The 16772-nt window shown below is 54.2% G+C and carries 17 protein-coding genes; 5 read left to right on the forward strand and 12 right to left on the reverse strand.

The features are described 5' to 3' along the window. Positions 1–85 precede the first annotated feature (85 nt). The 3 genes from ACXKZD_RS00110 to ACXKZD_RS00120 form a co-directional block, all read right to left on the reverse strand. Entirely contained in the window at positions 86–1111 is a 1026-nt protein-coding gene (locus ACXKZD_RS00110) for a LacI family DNA-binding transcriptional regulator (protein WP_010258906.1), read from the reverse strand. 322 nt (positions 1112–1433) lie between these two features. Next, on the reverse strand, positions 1434–2096 hold the full coding sequence (locus tag ACXKZD_RS00115; RefSeq protein ID WP_010258904.1) for an OmpA family lipoprotein: 663 nt from the start codon (positions 2094–2096) through the stop codon (positions 1434–1436). A gap of 110 nt (positions 2097–2206) precedes the next feature. Beyond that, a complete protein-coding gene (locus ACXKZD_RS00120; protein WP_228312352.1) occupies positions 2207–2773 on the reverse strand; it encodes a DNA-3-methyladenine glycosylase I in 567 nt (188 codons plus the stop codon). A gap of 153 nt (positions 2774–2926) precedes the next feature. Between ACXKZD_RS00120 and ACXKZD_RS00125 the strand changes: the two genes are divergently transcribed. Together ACXKZD_RS00125 and ACXKZD_RS00130 are read left to right on the forward strand one after the other, a co-directional pair. Next, positions 2927–3613, forward strand: a complete 687-nt coding sequence (locus ACXKZD_RS00125; RefSeq protein WP_228312353.1) for an autotransporter — start codon at positions 2927–2929, stop codon at positions 3611–3613. Between the two features lie 75 nt (positions 3614–3688). Then, entirely contained in the window at positions 3689–4369 is a 681-nt protein-coding gene (locus ACXKZD_RS00130) for a hypothetical protein (protein ID WP_010671597.1), read from the forward strand. A gap of 147 nt (positions 4370–4516) precedes the next feature. Here the strand turns inward: ACXKZD_RS00130 and ACXKZD_RS00135 are convergent, their stop codons facing one another. The 6 genes from ACXKZD_RS00135 to ACXKZD_RS00160 all read right to left on the reverse strand — a co-directional run bounded on the left by ACXKZD_RS00135 (position 4517) and on the right by ACXKZD_RS00160 (position 10044). After that, entirely contained in the window at positions 4517–5173 is a 657-nt protein-coding gene (locus ACXKZD_RS00135) for a DUF2931 family protein (protein ID WP_488981802.1), read from the reverse strand. Between the two features lie 184 nt (positions 5174–5357). Beyond that, on the reverse strand, positions 5358–6017 hold the full coding sequence (locus tag ACXKZD_RS00140) for a DUF2931 family protein (protein WP_488981803.1): 660 nt from the start codon (positions 6015–6017) through the stop codon (positions 5358–5360). Positions 6018–6201: 184 nt separating this feature from the next. Beyond that, positions 6202–6858, reverse strand: coding sequence for a DUF2931 family protein (locus ACXKZD_RS00145; protein ID WP_488981804.1), 657 nt, complete (start codon positions 6856–6858; stop codon positions 6202–6204). A gap of 184 nt (positions 6859–7042) precedes the next feature. Further along, positions 7043–7699: a DUF2931 family protein gene (locus ACXKZD_RS00150; protein WP_488981805.1), complete on the reverse strand. Its 657-nt coding sequence runs from the start codon at positions 7697–7699 to the stop codon at positions 7043–7045. Further along, positions 7690–9564: a type VI secretion system family protein gene (locus tag ACXKZD_RS00155; protein ID WP_488981806.1), complete on the reverse strand. Its 1875-nt coding sequence runs from the start codon at positions 9562–9564 to the stop codon at positions 7690–7692. The genes ACXKZD_RS00150 and ACXKZD_RS00155 overlap by 10 nt, the downstream gene beginning before the upstream one ends. Positions 9565–9660: 96 nt before the next feature. After that, on the reverse strand, positions 9661–10044 hold the full coding sequence (locus ACXKZD_RS00160) for a hypothetical protein (protein ID WP_427053514.1): 384 nt from the start codon (positions 10042–10044) through the stop codon (positions 9661–9663). Here ACXKZD_RS00160 and dnaT point away from each other — a divergent pair. The 3 genes from dnaT (at position 10013) to ACXKZD_RS00175 (ending at position 12728) form a co-directional block, all read left to right on the forward strand. Then, positions 10013–10549 (forward strand): primosomal protein DnaT, encoded by a 537-nt coding sequence (gene dnaT, locus ACXKZD_RS00165; protein ID WP_069025553.1) that lies wholly within the window; start codon positions 10013–10015, stop codon positions 10547–10549. The two genes, ACXKZD_RS00160 and dnaT, sit on opposite strands and share 32 nt — an antisense overlap. Beyond that, positions 10549–11289, forward strand: coding sequence for a replicative helicase loader DnaC (gene dnaC / locus ACXKZD_RS00170; protein WP_010258898.1), 741 nt, complete (start codon positions 10549–10551; stop codon positions 11287–11289). Before dnaT ends, dnaC begins: the two co-directional genes overlap by 1 nt. Positions 11290–11594: 305 nt before the next feature. Continuing rightward, complete coding sequence (locus ACXKZD_RS00175; protein ID WP_022624794.1) at positions 11595–12728, forward strand: ROK family transcriptional regulator; 1134 nt, start codon at positions 11595–11597, stop codon at positions 12726–12728. 58 nt (positions 12729–12786) lie between these two features. On the opposite strand, the gene xylR is transcribed toward ACXKZD_RS00175, so the two are convergent. The 3 genes from xylR to ACXKZD_RS00190 form a co-directional block, all read right to left on the reverse strand. After that, positions 12787–13965 carry a D-xylose utilization transcriptional activator XylR gene (xylR, locus tag ACXKZD_RS00180; RefSeq protein ID WP_010258893.1) on the reverse strand — a complete coding sequence of 393 codons (1179 nt, stop codon included), beginning with the start codon at positions 13963–13965 and terminating at the stop codon, positions 12787–12789. A gap of 93 nt (positions 13966–14058) precedes the next feature. After that, positions 14059–15243, reverse strand: a complete 1185-nt coding sequence (gene xylH / locus ACXKZD_RS00185; protein ID WP_045139483.1) for a xylose ABC transporter permease XylH — start codon at positions 15241–15243, stop codon at positions 14059–14061. Then, entirely contained in the window at positions 15236–16756 is a 1521-nt protein-coding gene (locus ACXKZD_RS00190) for a xylose ABC transporter ATP-binding protein (protein ID WP_010258889.1), read from the reverse strand. Before ACXKZD_RS00190 ends, xylH begins: the two co-directional genes overlap by 8 nt. Between the last annotated feature and the right edge of the window lie 16 nt (positions 16757–16772).

Here is a 16772-nt window from a genome sequence, read left to right on the forward strand (position 1 = left end):
ACCGGTTCCAAAGCAAAGCAGCAAACTGTGAAATTATGATCGTGCTCACGAAGCGAGCACGTAAACGGAAGGTTAAATCTGAAATTCAGTTAAGAGGCTGGCTGGAGCCGCGAACGATAAGTTCGCCAGAGAAGACCTGCTCGGCAACCGGCAATCCGCTGCCTTCGATGCGCGTAATCAGTCGTTCCAGCGCACTGTAGCCAATCTGCCAGGTGGGCTGTTTCAGCGTGGTGATACCGACACCGGCCAGCGCCGCCCACTCCAGTTCGTCAAAACCGAGCAGGCCGATATCGCGGCCCCAGTGCAGATTGAGTCGCTGTAGCGATCGCGCTACCTGCAGGGTCAGCGCCCCGTTGGCGACCATCACTGCGCAACGTTTGCCGGTGTGACGCTGATGAAAGGCCAGCAGCGCCTGATCCAGCGCGGCGGGCTGATGCAGCGCCACTTCCGTATTCTCATGCTCAACCTGCGGATGCTCTGCCAATAGCTGGCGGAAGGCCTGCAGGCGCTCACGGCGCGTGTTGACGCTGCCCAGCGGCTCGCTAAGAAACAGCAGCGCATCATAGCCATTGTCGACCAGATGCCGCGTTGCCGTTTCAGCTGCCTCGGCGTTATTCAGGCCCACCACATCGCAGGGAAAATCGGGGATTTTACGGTCAATCAGCACCATCGGCAGCAGGGATTGTTGCAGATGGTTCAGCACCTCTTCGCGCATCCCGACTGCGTTTACCACAATGCCCTCAACCTGATAGCTGCTCAGCAATTGCAGATAGTGCTGCTCCAGATCCACTTCGTTATTGGTGTTACACATCAGCAGCGTGAAGCCCTGCTCGCGGCAGGCAGCTTCAATACCGCTCATGACATCAACAGAATAGGGATTGGTGATATCGGCGATAATCAGCCCGATCAGGCGGGTACGTCCGCGCTTCAGGCCGCGCGCCATCTGACTCGGGCGATAGCTGAGATCAGCAATAGCCTGTTCGATCCGCGCTTTCAGACCGGCAGAGAGCAGATGCAGTTCACCATTGAGATAGCGTGAAACGCTGGTTTTACCGGTTCGTGCCGCGTGAGCAACATCGCTGATGGTGGCGCGAGGCGGCCTGATTTTCATGAGATATCCTGCGTAATAAGAAACCCGGCAGAGACTAGCACAAGCAAAGCCCGGCGCAAAAAGCGCTACGCCGGTAATTGCAGCCAGGGTTGCCACAGGGTCTGTAACGTTTCCGGCGGTGCGCCATCAATCAGCCGGATGACCATTTCAGCCACCTGTTCACCGGCCTGATGGCTTTAAGAGACATGGGAAGGCGTCCATTGATCAATTTTTGATCAGACTACCATAAAGCCTCTGCTGGCTCTATTCGCAGAAACATTACTGATACTTTTAACGCGATGCTTTACAGAAAAAAGGCGCCCCCGGGCGGGGGCGACCGCGTTTATCCCAGCGGGCTGAGCGTGATCTCAACACGACGATTTTGCGCTTTGCCTGCTTCGGTGCTGTTGCTGGCAACCGGGTTATCCGGGCCTGCGCCCTGCGTGCGCAGGCGGTCGCTGGCAACACCCTGCACGATCAACGCGCTGGCGACGCTTTCAGCACGCTGCTGTGACAGACGCATGTTCAGCGCGCGGGTGCCGGTGCTGTCGGTATAACCCACTACGTTTACCGCGGTTTTCGGATACTCTTTCAGCACCATTGAAACACCTGTCAGGGTGTTCGCGCCGGCAGGTTTCAGATTGCTGCTGCTGGAGTCGAAGGTGACATTGTTTGGCATATTCAGGACGATGTTATCGCCATTACGGGTCACGCTGACGCCCGTTCCGCGCATCTTGTCGCGCAGTTTCGCTTCCTGCACATCCATGTAGTAGCCCACGCCACCGCCCAGTGCGGCCCCGCCTGCAGCACCAATCAGCGCACCTTTACGGCGATCTTTCTTCGACGAGGAGAGTACGCCGACACCGGCACCCACTAACGCACCCAAGCCTGCGCCCACACCTGACTTACCCGCCTGCGATTCGCCGGTGTAAGGATTGGTGGTACAACCTGGCAGGGCCAGACTGCCGCTTAATAACAAGGTGATGGCGATTAATTTCTTCTGCATTTTTGTTCCCTTACATTCGACACACAGGGGAAAACCTTTCCCATAAGTGGCACGATTATGCCGCCTGGTGGCCGTGAATGTAGTGAGGAAAAATCCTGATTTAGCGGGAATTACGCCTTTTGGTTGTCAGGATGGCAAAAACAGTTGCTCTGATGATCGTTTATCAGCCCGCAGGCCTGCATAAAGGAGTAGCAGATTGTGGGGCCGATGAATTTGAAACCACGCTGCTTTAGCGCCTTCGAGAGCGCAATGGCCTGCTCTGACGTGGTGGGAGCCTGACTATAGTCAGGATAATGGTGGACGATTTGCGCGTTATCGACAAATTGCCAGACGAAGTGGCTGAAATCCTCGCCTTGCGCTTCCATCTGGAGATAGGCACGAGCGTTGGCGATAATCGCCGCGATTTTACCGGCGTGGCGGATAATACCGCTGTTGAGCATCAGCGTGTCGATCTCTGCCGCATCCATCAACGCTATGGCCTGCGGATCAAACTGGTAAAACGCCGCCCGATAGTTTTCCCGCTTTTTCAGCACGGTTATCCAGGATAACCCCGCCTGCTGTCCTTCCAGACAGAGCATCTCAAACAGCGCACGCTTGTCTCTCTGTGCCACACCCCACTCCCTGTCGTGATAAGCCAGATAGAGGGGATCCTGCGTTACCCAACCACATCGTTGCATCGCTTTGTTCCTTTATAACAAGAATATTTTAGCGGTCCGCTTGATCTTAGAATTAATCGGTTGATAGTTAAACGATCACCGGTTAAATAACAGAGACGGGCCGAAATTTAATTTAAACGCCGGATAATAACTTCAGCCTTGCCTGGAGAAGCGATGTTGCCGAGAAGCGGTTGGAAAGGTCTGCGGATCTGCTGTGCTGTATGGCTGTTAATCTTAACGCAACCGACTTTTGCGCGCGGCGGCATCTCTGCGCCTCAGCATCCCGACTTTCTGCCCGACTACGATACGATTCTGGCGGAGAAGATCGCCCTGACGCCACTCGCCTTCAGCGATGAGAGCCGCGCCCTGTTTGAAGCCGCCATCAACTCTCCCACCGCGCCCCCCATCGCCGTCCACAGTGAAACCGGCAGCGTAGGCACTACCCCGCTGGGAAAACGCTATCGGGCTGGGGTTGACCTGCCCATTGCCCCGTCATTTACCACCGGGCCGGTGGCGCAGTATGCCGTTGATCCGCAGCAGATGAACTGTCTGCAATGTGACTACAGCGATCAACAGAGTCGTGAGCAGAGCGCCAGCGTCGGCTGGCGCATCGATTCACAGCAGGGATGGATATCGCCCTGGGCGCAGCTGAGTTATCACTATCTGCTGGCAGACACGCCGCAGAATCCCCGGCGTGAGGCGACGAACGGCACCGATCAGTCCGAAGGCATCGATCTGAGCATCGGTGCACAAGTGCCTCTGAACGATAATCTGGCGGCTTTCGCCGCGTTTTCACAAAGCGAAGCGCTGAATAACCAGGAGCAGCAACTTTATACCTTTGGCTTCAGCGCCAGCTTCTGACCGGGGCATGAAAAGAGAAAGGGAATCGGGCGTTTAAAATATAATGAGTCCGCTAATCATTATACTGGTAACACTATGCGCAACGATTTGACAATTATTGGCCGTGAAATGACGGTCTTCATACTGGCAGCACTCTTTCTCGCTCTGATGATATTGCCCATCTATATTGATGTGGCCTGGATGAATGATGCGCTGCACGAAACTTCTTTTACTGAAACCACCCAGGAAATCATGCTGGCGGTGATTGCCGCCCTGTTCTTTATTGCGGCCCAGCGCCGTCCGGCTCAGCGCGGCGCGCTGACCTTAGTGGCGGGCTTCTATAGCTGTATGCTGATCCGTGAGCTCGACTTTGTGTTTGATGCCATCCAGCATGGCAGCTGGATCTGGTTCGCCCTGGCGGTGACGGCCGGTTGTCTGGCCGTCGCGCTGCGGACGCCGAAAAAAACCCTGCACGCGCTGGCCAGGCTGCTGCAGCACCGCAGCTGGCCGGTGATGGCCTCCGGCTTTTTAGTGGTGCTGGTCTTCTCACGACTGTTTGGTATTCATGCGTTGTGGCAGCACCTGATGCTGGGGGATTACAACCGCGTGGTGAAAAACATGGCCGAAGAGGGTACCGAACTGCTGGGTTACGGCCTGTGCTGGCTGGCCTCGGTTCGCTATTTATGGCAGACCCGTCCGGCCGCCGCTGCCGTCAGCGTGCACGCCACCGAATCTGCACCGGCCCGTCACGCCACTTCTCCGGTTACCTCGCACTGACCGCGGTCGTGCTTTTTTTGGCGATCCGTCTGGGGAAAGGAGATTTTGGCAATTCCTGATTATAAACCGTTCTTGTATTGATGCTTTTTAATTGACAGGTATGCTCTAAAGGATTCTGAGGAAATCCTTTAGAGCTTAACGTTATGATTACCATTTACCGTAAGGGTATTTTTTTCCTTTTATAAAGATCTCAGTATCTTTGCCGTATTCATAACCGTTAGAAAATCGGGTTATCCCTTTACAGATATCCAGTTTATTCCCCGATAAAGTTTTCAGGACGGACGGTGTGACACGATAATTAGGCTCAAACCCGATACCTTTTAGCCATACCGCTACCTTCCCCTCCGGAGCCAGGCCAATCTGAATGGTGTCATAAGTGTTATTATAGGGATCCATTTTTCCACTGGGACTGTTCATCTTTTTTACAATGACATCAGGGATAGTCAGATGGGTCTCATACACTTTCTTATCAATTACCGAGTCCCAGCAAAAAATAAAATGTTTAGGGGGGCAATCAATATGATTCCAGTATCCACCGGAGGCACGATCTTTATCATTCCACTTACCAATAACCTCAGGCAGAGCAGAAGTACTGTTCAGCGTATTAAAGCGATAAATCGTACCATCAGCACCCTGAATCACGGCAAATGTCACCAGAGCAGGCAACGCTTTAGGCGTGAAGAAATTGAATTTCCACTCTGAGGGAACATCAGTTTTGACCACTGCCGGAGCCGTCTGGCCTGCACCGTGACAGCCAGTCAGTATCAGAATTGTAATTAATCCTGCCACGCTTTTTATTTCCATATTTTATTCCCGTCCATATCGTAAACCGTACGCTGCCAGCGCTCGTCTGGCCTGTTAGTAAAGGTCACAAGCTTTGCCGGTCTGACCGCACCGCTGATTCTTCCATCGCTGTCTCTAATCACGCTGTCCCAGTTAGCCGAGCAGAGAATATATTTTTCGGCCAGCATTAAATTTTTCGGGTTCGTTACCATTGCCCGTAAGGGTATTTTTTTCCTTTTATAAAATCTTTTATGTCTTGGTCATAGCCATAATTAAAATCACTTTTCGTTATCCCTTTACAGATATCCAGTTTATCCCCCGATAAAGTTTTCAGGACTGACGGCGTGATGCGATAGTTAGGCTCCGCATTGATCCCCTGCAGCCAGACAGCTACCTTTCCCTCGGGAGCCAGACCAATCTGTACTCTGTTGTAATATGCCGTTCTCCCCCAATAGTCTTTCTGCTCAGCCGGCCTGATCATTTTATCCAGTACGGGTTTAGGTATAGTCAGAGTGGTCTGGTACACCTTTTTATCGATAATCGAGTCCCAGCAGAAAATAATATGCCTTGGCGGATGCTCAACGTGATTCCAGTAGCCACCAGAAGCACGATCATTGTCATTCCACTGTCCGATAACCCCTGGCAGAGCAGATGTACGGTTCAGAGTATTAAATTCATAAACTTTATCATCGGCGTCCTGAACTACTGCGTACGTCACCAATGCCGGTAGTGCTTTTGGGGTGAAAAAATCAAAGGTCCATTCTGTCGGCTCATCGTTCTGAGGAGCACCAGTTGTGTGTGCTTCTCCCTGACAACCAGTCAATGCCAGAATGGTAAAAAGCCCTGCCATGCGTTTTATTTCCATATTTTATTCCCGTCCATATCGTAAACCGTACGCTGCCAACGCTCGTCTGGCCGGTTAGTAAAGGTCACTAGCTTTGCCGGTCTGACCGCACCGCTGATTCTTCCCTCACTGTCTCTAATCACGCTGCTCCAGTTAGCCGAGCAGTGAATATATTTTTCGGCCAGCATTAAGAGTTTAGGGATCGTTACCATTGCCCGTAAGGGTATTTTTTTCCTTTTATAAAATCTTTTATGTCCTGGTCATAGCCATAATTAAAATCACTTTTCGTTATTCCTTTACAGATATCCAGTTTATCCCCCGATAAAGTTTTCAGAACGGACGGTGTGACACGATAATTAGGCTCAAATCCGATACCTTTTAGCCATACCGCTACCTTCCCCTCCGGAGCCAGGCCAATCTGAATGGTGTCATAAGTATTATTATAGGGATCCATTTTCCCACTGGGACTGTTCATCTTTTTTACAATGACATCAGGAATAGTCAGATGGGTCTCATACACTTTCTTATCAATTACCGAGTCCCAGCAAAAAATAAAATGTTTAGGGGGGCGATCAATATGATTCCAGTATCCACCAGAGGCGCGATCTTTGTCATTCCACTTACCGATAACCTCAGGCAGAGCAGAAGTACTGTTCAGCGTATTAAAGCGATAAATCGTACCATCAGCACCCTGAATCACGGCAAATGTCACCAGAGCAGGCAACGCTTTAGGCGTGAAGAAATTGAATTTCCACTCTGAGGGAACATCAGTTTTGACCACTGCCGGAGCCGTCTGGCCTGCACCGTGACAGCCAGTCAGTATCAGAATTGTAATTAATCCTGCCACGCTTTTTATTTCCATATTTTATTCCCGTCCATATCGTAAACCGTACGCTGCCAGCGCTCGTCTGGCCTGTTAGTAAAGGTCACAAGCTTTGCCGATCTGACTGCACCGCTGATTCTTCCCTCACTATCTCTAATCACGCTGCTCCAGTTAGCCGAGCAGTGAATATATTTTTCGGCCAGCATTAAGAGTTTAGGGATCATTACCATTGTCCGTAAGGGTATTTTTTTCCCTTGATAAAGTCAGGCGTGTCTCCATAGTATTTATATCCATTTGGATGTTTGGTTATCCCTTTACAGATATCCAGTTTATCCCCCGATAAAGTTTTCAGGACGGACGGTGTGACACGATAATTAGGCTCAAACCCGATACCTTTTAGCCATACCGCTACCTTCCCCTCCGGAGCCAGGCCAATCTGAATGGTGTCATAAGTATTATTATAGGGATCCATTTTCCCACTGGGACTGTTCATCTTTTTTACAATGACATCAGGGATAGTCAGATGGGTCTCATACACTCTCTTATCAATTACCGAGTCCCAGCAAAAAATAAAATGTTTAGGGGGGCGATCAATATGATTCCAGTATCCACCAGAGGCGCGATCTTTGTCATTCCACTTACCGATAACCTCAGGCAGAGCAGAAGTACTGTTCAGCGTATTAAAGCGATAAATCGTACCATCAGCACCCTGAATCACGGCAAATGTCACCAGAGCAGGCAACGCTTTAGGCGTGAAGAAATTGAATTTCCACTCTGAGGGAACATCAGTTTTGACCACTGCCGGAGCCGTCTGGCCTGCACCGTGACAGCCAGTCAGTATCAGAATTGTAATTAATCCTGCCACGCTTTTTATTTCCATATTTTATTCCCGTCCATATCGTAAACCGTACGCTGCCAGCGCTCGTCTGGCCGGTTAGTAAAGGTCACAAGCTTTGCCGGTCTGACCGCACCGCTGATTCTTCCCTCACTGTCTCTAATCACGCTGCTCCAGTTAGCCGAGCAGTGAATATATTTTTCGGCCAGCATCAGAATTTCCGATGTCGTAAAGCCAGTACCAGGAACTCCACTTCTTGTGGCCCGTCCCATTATTATCGCTTTTTCACACAAGCTATTGAGTTCTGAACGGAGTCTTAACTCTTTATTAGTGTCCCTGATAGGATCGAATATCACACCGGCATCCTGTGCCGCATCAAGCATCACTCGTAGCACCACCTTCGACCAGTCGTTACGGGTCAGTCTGTCAATAACCAGCGCTGCACCGCTGCGTTTTTGTATTGTGCCGTAACGATCGGCTGGCATTCTGTCATCATGCCAGACATCTGCAATGACCTTCACTGCATTCAGCAGCGGCGCTATCGCTGGATAGCCATCCATCGTTTTAAGCTGCGCGCAGGTCTGCTGATAAATCCGCGTTTCTGTATCGGGTGTAGAGAGTGGTACGGTTTCAAACTCCGGCCGGGTAAGGAAACAGGCTTCGCGTTCCTCCGGGTTGTAACCTCCGCCAATGTCTGAGTGCGCACCCGGCAGAGCCAACTCCGGCCATGCCGGTTTGACGCTGTTTAGCGCAAAGTTAAACCGGCATTCGTGTTGCGCGGTGATATGAAATACTTTTTCCGCCACGCCTGGGCGCAACACCAGATTCACCTCACCCGTATCTGCGCTGTGCGGGTTTAGGCCATTTACTGGCGTTCCGATGGCTGCCACGGTATCAAATATTCCCAGAAATCGGGTTTTACCGCCGGGCGTGCCGGAGTACTCAACATTATCCAGACCAGCCTTAATTGCCGAGATAATGGAGCTGTCCTGACTGAATATCCGGTTGGCAAAATGCCGCGCCGCTGCGGCTCCCCGACTGAAGCCAAAAATATCAAACTGCAGCTCTTTAATGATACAGGCGCGGGCATTAGGGTATTTATCCAAATACCCTTTTAGAGCGGCAGCCAATTCTGAGACAGCCTTATCAGTTTTGCTGATTACGCCAGTATTTCCCAGTCCTGTACCCATTCCGTAGGCGCTGTCAGCAACCCCATCTTCCGTTCCGATACCACTGATATAAATCGCATGCTGACCAGACCCCGTTTGTGGGGCCATATTCTGGTCATATAGCGTGTTGAGCCAATGCACATTGGTGTAATAGCCAAGATAGCTTCCGGCAGCAGTTCCACTTACTCCCCGATTCAGTCGTATGCACTGCTGCAAAACGGACTCTGTCTCTGCGTCATTCATTCCGAAATGTTCGCCGGTACAGACAGCCTGACGGTCGGTAGTGTTATTCGCATTGTTGCCCGTCCCATCGAAAAACACACCGATGGTGAGCGTGATTTCCCGTTTCTTCTTCGCTGCCTGTGCACGCTGTTCAGGCTCAGACTGCTGTGCTTTTCTCTCCGCAGCTTCAGCCCGTTCGGCCGCACGGCCGGCATTGCTGTCGATCTCGTAAGTGTGTGTGCTGACAGAGGGAATAAACCGGGCACGACAGGGACAGGAGCTGTAACTGTGAAGTGAGCCCGCCCACTCCTTCAGGACACCGTTCACCTCATAGGTGTCCCCCATACCGCCACAGACGCGAAAACGTCCTTCATGCTTACCGCAGGTCACCGGATCGCCCGTCCGTACTTGCTGACGCTCAATGCCGCCGATGGTGTAGGTGTCATCAGATGCACCGCTTAGAATCCGTCCGCCGCAAGTGGTTTTATCCTGGTGATACAAAAAAAATCCTTCAGTCATAATCCCTCATGAACTTTGTGGCTATAAAGTAAGCGCATCATACCTCATTCATGACTTAACCCAAATATCAGGCTCCTGTCTGCCACTAAAGCATGCTCAGGCAGCAATCTTATCCGCCGTTTGCCGGGCACCAGGATCCTGAGCTGGAGGACGTACAGGATTCTCTGATGCACTTAATGATCGACCTCTCGCTCTGTTACCTTCCCAGCCTGTATCTCCGTTAAATTCCCTGATTTGACACTGGCAGCACTTCAGCCATTTCTTGTGCGACAACCCGGTCATCCGGTTGATAATCAGGTTATTGGTGGTAGTCATCATCACATCGCTATCTGGCTCTTTGCTTACGGCCCTTTTTAAGCGATCCGCATCATTAAAAAAGGTACAATAAACACTTCTGCGTCGGCGACGGGTTCCCGGCGCAAGGTGTTCGTTAACCTCAGGTCTTTTCATGTCAGCTAAAATCTTAACTTCAACGCTCATTGGCCTGGATGCCTTCCGACAGGATCCGCTGACTGCCCTGCAGCAGGCGGAAAAGGGCACGCTGGCGGTGTTAGATAATTATGCGCCGGTGATGTACGCCATCACCCCGGCGCGTCTGGCTGAGCTGCTGGCGCTGGAAGCCGCCGCCCGGCAGCCGAATGATGTGGCGCTGGATGACAGCCTGTATGACGATTCCCCCGCCGCGATCCATACGCCGGCAGGTAAGTTCGCCATGTATCAGGGCTGGCAGCCGGATGCCGACTTTACGCGCCAGGCCGCGATCTGGGGTGTGTCGCTGGGCGAACCGGTGACCCCCAGCGAGCTGGCGGCCTTTGTGGCTTACTGGCAGGCGGAAGGCCGGATGTTCCATCATGTACAGTGGCAACAGAAACTGGCACGCAGCATTCAGATGAACCGTGCCGCAAACGGCGGGCAACCGAAGCGTGATATCACGCAGTTGCCCGATCCTGACCGTACCATTCCCGATGGTTTCCGAGGTGAATGATGAAAACGCCAAACGATCTCTTTAACCGTCTGAAAAAAATGATGCCCGCAGGCACCCGTCCTAAATTTGCCAATGGCGAAGAGCTACTGGCGTGGAATCAGGAGCAGGGTCGTCTGCGATCAGAGGCGATTGTGCGTGAGAATCGCGCAATGAAAATGCAGCGCGTAATGGGCCGTTCCGGCATTCGAGAGCTGCATATGAACTGCTCATTTGATAATTACCGGGTAGAGAATGAGGGACAGCGCAAGGCGCTGGAACTGGCGCGTCAGTATGCCGCTGAATTTGATGGCAGCATCGCCAGTTTTGTCTTTTCAGGCCGTCCCGGCACCGGTAAAAACCATCTGGCCGCCGCGATTGGCAACGACCTGATCCTGCGCGGTAAAAGCGTGCTGATCGTGACAGTTGCCGATCTGATGTCGAGCATGAAGGGCACCTTCAGCGGCAGCAGCGGCATTACCGAAGAGCGGCTGATTCAGGATCTCAGCAGTGTTGATCTGCTGGTGATTGATGAGATCGGTATGCAGAGCGAATCGCGCTACGAAAAAGTGATTATTAACCAGATTGTCGATCGCCGATCCTCCTCGAAACGCCCGACCGGCATGTTATCCAACCTCGACCATGCGGGCATGAATACGCTGCTGGGCGAACGTGTCATGGACCGTATGCGCCTCGGCAACAGCCTGTGGGTGCGCTTCGACTGGGAAAGCTATCGCAGTCGGGTACGCGGCGACGAATATTAAACAGTGACCCGGCAGCGCCGGGTCACTGCGCTCATAGGGCCTGAAGCCCCTCGTCATAACGACGAGCTATACCGCCTTTGCCCTTCCGCCCATGCCCGGCGCAGCCGGACGCGCTGAGTCAGGATCATTCCGACGTCCGGCCACTGGTGCAGCAGAAAACCCGGCATTAATCCCACGATCTGATCGCGGTCACGATCTTAGCCACAGGCGATCGGGTTGTGTGAAACCGCCCGCAAAAGTGTGGGATGTGGAATACGTATGGGCTGATACACTCAATTCTTACTCCTCTGTTGAGTGAACCCGTAATGAAAACGAACGGCAAAGGCCCTGCACTACTGCGACTGAATAACCAGAAACGGGTGATGACTCAGCTGCGTAAGCTGCGCGTGACGTCGCGTCAGGATCTGGCGGAGGCGCTGACACTCAGCAAAAATACCGTCTCATTAATCATTGATGACCTGCTGGAGCAGGGCCTGATAGAGGAGCTGGGGCCGGTCAGCGTCGCGTCAGCCGGACGGCCTAAAATCGGGATTACCCTGCGGCCGGAAAAGCTCAAGAGCGCAGGCATCATGGTGGAACGCAACGTCATCCACTGGCGGGTCTGCGACTATTTTTCACAGGTGCTGGCTGAAAAGACGCTGCGCACCGATACCAGTAACCCGACCCGACTGCTGGCTGAGCTGGCGATGCTGTGCCGGGAACTGATGAAAAGCTATCCTGATTTGCTCGGCATTGGCCTGGGTTTTCCCGGTATCGTCGATCCCCGACGCGGCTGGATGCATATTTCATTGCCCCTCGAATGGCAGGATGTTGACCTGCTGGGCGCGCTGAGTAAGCACGTCAGTCTCCCCATCCGCATTATGAATAATGTCAAAGCCGCTGCGCTGCTGGCGGTACAGCTACGTGGATTATCTGTGGAGAGCGGTCACTTTTATCTGCGTATTTCCGAGGGAATTGGCGGCGCACTGGTACAGCATGGCGAAGTATTTACCGGGCACAGCTGGACGGCGGGCGAGGCGGGACATCTGGTTGTCCAGCCGGACGGCCCGCGTTGCAGTTGCGGCCGCCGCGGTTGCCTGGAAGCGCTGGTCAGCCAGCCTGCGGTTAAACAGCAGCTGGCGCAGCGTCAGCCTGGCCTGAGCTGGCAGAACCGCGACAGCGCGCCACGGGTGGTGGATGAGGTGATGGCGCAGGCGGGTGGCTATCTGGGTGCGGCGCTGAGTCAGATTATGCTGCTGCTCAATCCCGCCACCATCATCATTGATTGTCCGTGGAACGCCAGTGAAGTCTTCTGCAAGGCGGTGCGCACTACCGCACACGGCAACGCGCTGGCCTTTACCGCCGCACATACCCTGCTGCACTTTCCTGAGCAACGGATCGATCCGGCCAACGGGCTGGCGCTGGCGGTGCTGGAGCAGAGTGAGCAGCGGATGATCTAGTGGCTCAAGCCGCCCTGATTCATCCGATATCCATCCACCTCAGACTGAACGCTTCCTGCTACAACACATTCTCCCCAAAATGCTGGCGATACTCTTTTGGCGTGGTGTCGTAGCTTTTGCGGAAGACCGAGTAGAAATACTGCAACGAAGGATAGCCGCACATCTGCGAGATCTCGTTGATGTTGAGCGATGAAGAGGCCAGCAGTTCGCGCGCTTTTTCCAGTTTTTCACGGTGGATCATCGCATGGAGGGTGTCGCCGGTCTCATCCCGAAAGCGTTTTTCCAGATTAGAGCGCGACAGCCCGACTGCATCCAGCACCTGCTCCACTTTGATCCCCTTACAGGCGTTGAAGCGGATGTAGTGCATCGCCTGAATCACCGCCGGATCGCGCAGCGAGCGGAAGTCGGTAGAGCGCCGGGCGATGACTTTCACCGGCGGCACCAGGATACGCTGAAGCGGTAAGGGCTGCTTATCCAGCAGCCGATGCAGCAGTTTGGCCGCCTGATAGCCCATCTGCCGTGAGCCCTGCGCCACGGACGAGAGCGCCACGCGTGACAGATAGCGGGTCAGCTCCTCATTATCAATCCCGATCACCGTAAGCTTCTCCGGCACCGGTATTTTCAGATGCTCGCACGCCTGCAGCAGGTGTCGCGCCCGTGAATCCGTGACGGCGATAATGCCGGTTTGCGGCGGCAGCGTCTGCAGCCAGTCGGCGAGACGGTTCTGGGCGTGTTGCCAGTTTTCCGGCGCGGTTTCCATGCCCTGATAGACCACGCCCTGATAGCGCTCACGTCCCACCAGCTGGCGAAACGCCTGTTCACGCTCCTGTGCCCAGCGCTTGCCGCTGGAGGCCGGTAAACCATAAAAGGCAAAGCGATTAATGCCCTTCTCTTTCAGATGCAGAAAGGCTTTCTCCACCAGCGCGGCGTTGTCAGTCGCGATGTAGTGCACCGGCGGATAATCCTCCTGCCGATGATAAGAGCCGCCAACGCCGACAATCGGCACGGAAACATTCGACAGCAGGGTTTCGATAGAGCGATCGTCGTAATCGGCGATCACCCCATCGCCCAGCCACTCCCGGATGTTGTCGATGCGGCAGCGGAAATCTTCTTCAATGAAGATATCCCAGTCAGTCTGCGACGCCTGCAGATACTCACCGACGCCCTCCACAACCTGACGGTCATACACTTTGTTGGCGTTAAACAGCAGGGTAATGCGATAGCGTTTCTCATGCATGATGGCGCGTTCCCTTAAATCCTCAGCGCATTGCATAACACGGCTGAAAGGGGCAAAAAAATTGTTTGCGCCACAATGTGATCGCCCGCGCGATTACACCCGACGCCGCGTTGCCGTATCCATCCACACCGCCAGCAGCAGAATCGCGCCTTTGACGATGTACTGCCAGAAAGTCGGCACATCCATCATGCTCATGCCGTTATCCAGCGAGGCCATAATAAAGGCCCCCATGACTGCGCCTGCAACCGAACCCACGCCACCCGCCAGGCTGGTGCCGCCGATCACACAGGCGGCGATAGCGTCGAGTTCCGCAATATTACCCGCCGACGGCGAGCCTGCGCCCAGGCGTGAACTGAGGATCAGCCCGGCAATCGCTACCATCACACCGTTGATGGCAAACACCGCCAGCTTGGTGCGCGCCACGTTAATGCCAGACAGGCGCGCAGCATCAATGTTGCCGCCGATGGCGTAGATACGACGGCCAAACGCGGTGCGGGTTGCCATAAACATGCCCGCCAGCAACAGCACGGCCAGCAGTAACACTGGCGTCGGCACGCCGCGATAGTCGTTGAGCAACCAGATGGCACCCAGCACTAGGATGGCGGTGATCGCCTGACGCCCGACGGTGCCACTGGCTGCGCCCTGCGCCAGTCCGAGCTGCTGACGACGCAGCCGCAGCCGCCACTGCCACAACATAAACAACGCCAGACCGGCAAAGCCAAAGCCGAAACCGACGCCGCCCGGCAGATAACTCTGACCAATCTGCGACATGCCTGGTGTGATCGGCGCAACCGTAGTGCCATCGGTAATTCCGACCAGAACACCGCGGAAAGCCAGCATTCCCGCCAGCGTCACGATAAACGAAGGCACTTTACGGTAGGCCACCCACCAGCCATTCCACGTGCCAAGCAGCAATCCCATCACCAGCGTCACCACGATGGTCAGCGGCAACGGCCAGCCGAGCCAGACGTCGAATATCGCCGCCGCGCCACCCAGCAGGCCCATCATGGAACCTACTGACAGGTCGATCTCCGCCGAGATAATCACGAACACCATACCCACGGCCAGAATGCCAGTAATGGCGGTCTGGCGCAGCAGGTTGGAGACGTTACGCGCACTGAGCCACGAGCCGTCTGTGGTCCAGGTAAAGAACAATGCAATCAGCACAATTGCGCCCAGCATCACCAGAACCTGCAGATTAGGCAGTGTGAACCTGCCCGGTGACGGTTTGCCCGGCGTGCCGGAGAGGCGGCTTTGGGTACTTTCACTTTTAAGCATAATGTTCACTCCGCAGGGCAGCTTCCATCACCTGCTCCTGAGTCAGGTTATCGTTAATCAAATCGGCTTTGATCTGCCCTTCATGCATCACCAGCACCCGATCGCTCAGGCCCAGCACTTCCGGCAGCTCAGAGGAAATCACAATCACCGCGATACCCTGCTGAACCAGCGCATTGATCAGCAGGTAGATCTCCTGACGTGCGCCCACATCAATGCCGCGCGTCGGTTCATCGAGGATCAGGATTTTTGGATTGAGCAGCAGACATTTCGCCAGAATCGCTTTCTGCTGGTTGCCGCCGCTTAAACGACCAATCGGCAGTTCTGATGAGGAGGTTTTCACCCGCAGCCGACCGATCGCGTCGTTGATCGCCTGCTGCTCCTGCGCTTCATCCAGCGTTGAGAGCCGGTGGCTGAACTGGTCCAGCGCCGCCAGGGTAATATTTTTGCCCACCGCCATCAGCGGCACGATGCCATCTTTTTTACGATCTTCCGGCACCATCGCGATGCCGTGCGCAATGGCGGCGCGGCAATCGGTGATGTTGACCTGTTTGCCATTGATCCAGATATCGCCCTGCCAGCGCCCCGGCCAGACGCCAAACAGACATTGGACTGTCTCAGTCCTGCCCGCGCCCACCAGCCCGGCGATGCCGAGGATTTCACCGCGTCTGAGCGAGAACGAGACATTGTTAACGCGGCGGATGTGGCGGTTAACCGGATGCCAGGCGGTGAGGTTTTCAACTTTCAGTATCACGTCGCCAATCTGATGCGGCGCGTGGGGATAGAGCGCGGTCAGCTCGCGTCCTACCATCATGGTGATGATGTCATCTTCGCTCAGGCCCGCTGCCGGACGGGTAGCAATATGCTGGCCATCACGAATCACGCAGATGGTGTCGGAGATCGCCTTAACCTCATTCAGCTTGTGCGAGATGTAGATGCAGGCGATGCCGTGTTCACGCAGATTACGGATGATGCCGAGCAGCACGTCCGTTTCCTGCTCCGTCAGGGAAGAGGTCGGCTCATCCAGAATCAGCAGCCGGACCTGTTTGTTAAGTGCGCGGGCAATCTCCACCAGTTGCTGCTGCCCAAGGCCTAACTCACCGACCCGGGTGGCGGGAGAGACGTTCAGCCCGACCCGCGCCAGCAGTTGCTGGCAGCGCAGGGTCATGGTTTCATCATCCACCATGCCGAAACGGCTCAGTTCGGCACCGAGGAAAATGTTCTCCATCACCGTCAGTTGCCGCACCAGCGCCAGCTCCTGATGAATAATCACAATGCCTTTACGCTCGGTATCGCGAATGGTCTGCGCCTGAATGTCGTCGCCAGAGAAGTGAATCTGCCCTTCAAAATCGCCGTGCGGATAGAGTCCGCACAGGATTTTCATCAGCGTCGATTTGCCCGATCCATTCTCACCACACAGCGACATCACTTCGCCCGCCTCAAGTTGCAGGCTGACATCATTCAGCGCCTTCACGGCACCGAAACGCTTGGTGATATTTTTCATTTCCAGCAGCATCGACTGTTCTCCCTCA

The sequence above is a fragment of the Pantoea sp. ABR1s genome, assembly GCF_057812235.1.

What these genes read in the sequence shown, in the direction of transcription:
- dnaC (WP_010258898.1), top strand. Translation starts at nt 10,549, where the DNA reads ATGAAAACGCCAAACGATCTCTTTAACCGTCTGAAAAAAATGATGCCC.
- ACXKZD_RS00150 (WP_488981805.1), bottom strand. Translation starts at nt 7,699, where the DNA reads ATGGAAATAAAAAGCGTGGCAGGATTAATTACAATTCTGATACTGACT.
- ACXKZD_RS00145 (WP_488981804.1), bottom strand. Translation starts at nt 6,858, where the DNA reads ATGGAAATAAAAAGCGTGGCAGGATTAATTACAATTCTGATACTGACT.
- ACXKZD_RS00130 (WP_010671597.1), top strand. Translation starts at nt 3,689, where the DNA reads ATGCGCAACGATTTGACAATTATTGGCCGTGAAATGACGGTCTTCATA.
- ACXKZD_RS00125 (WP_228312353.1), top strand. Translation starts at nt 2,927, where the DNA reads ATGTTGCCGAGAAGCGGTTGGAAAGGTCTGCGGATCTGCTGTGCTGTA.
- ACXKZD_RS00155 (WP_488981806.1), bottom strand. Translation starts at nt 9,564, where the DNA reads ATGACTGAAGGATTTTTTTTGTATCACCAGGATAAAACCACTTGCGGC.
- ACXKZD_RS00175 (WP_022624794.1), top strand. Translation starts at nt 11,595, where the DNA reads ATGAAAACGAACGGCAAAGGCCCTGCACTACTGCGACTGAATAACCAG.
- ACXKZD_RS00115 (WP_010258904.1), bottom strand. Translation starts at nt 2,096, where the DNA reads ATGCAGAAGAAATTAATCGCCATCACCTTGTTATTAAGCGGCAGTCTG.
- xylH (WP_045139483.1), bottom strand. Translation starts at nt 15,243, where the DNA reads ATGCTTAAAAGTGAAAGTACCCAAAGCCGCCTCTCCGGCACGCCGGGC.
- xylR (WP_010258893.1), bottom strand. Translation starts at nt 13,965, where the DNA reads ATGCATGAGAAACGCTATCGCATTACCCTGCTGTTTAACGCCAACAAA.
- ACXKZD_RS00120 (WP_228312352.1), bottom strand. Translation starts at nt 2,773, where the DNA reads ATGCAACGATGTGGTTGGGTAACGCAGGATCCCCTCTATCTGGCTTAT.
- ACXKZD_RS00110 (WP_010258906.1), bottom strand. Translation starts at nt 1,111, where the DNA reads ATGAAAATCAGGCCGCCTCGCGCCACCATCAGCGATGTTGCTCACGCG.
- ACXKZD_RS00140 (WP_488981803.1), bottom strand. Translation starts at nt 6,017, where the DNA reads ATGGAAATAAAACGCATGGCAGGGCTTTTTACCATTCTGGCATTGACT.
- ACXKZD_RS00135 (WP_488981802.1), bottom strand. Translation starts at nt 5,173, where the DNA reads ATGGAAATAAAAAGCGTGGCAGGATTAATTACAATTCTGATACTGACT.
- ACXKZD_RS00160 (WP_427053514.1), bottom strand. Translation starts at nt 10,044, where the DNA reads ATGAGCGTTGAAGTTAAGATTTTAGCTGACATGAAAAGACCTGAGGTT.
- ACXKZD_RS00190 (WP_010258889.1), bottom strand. Translation starts at nt 16,756, where the DNA reads ATGCTGCTGGAAATGAAAAATATCACCAAGCGTTTCGGTGCCGTGAAG.
- dnaT (WP_069025553.1), top strand. Translation starts at nt 10,013, where the DNA reads ATGTCAGCTAAAATCTTAACTTCAACGCTCATTGGCCTGGATGCCTTC.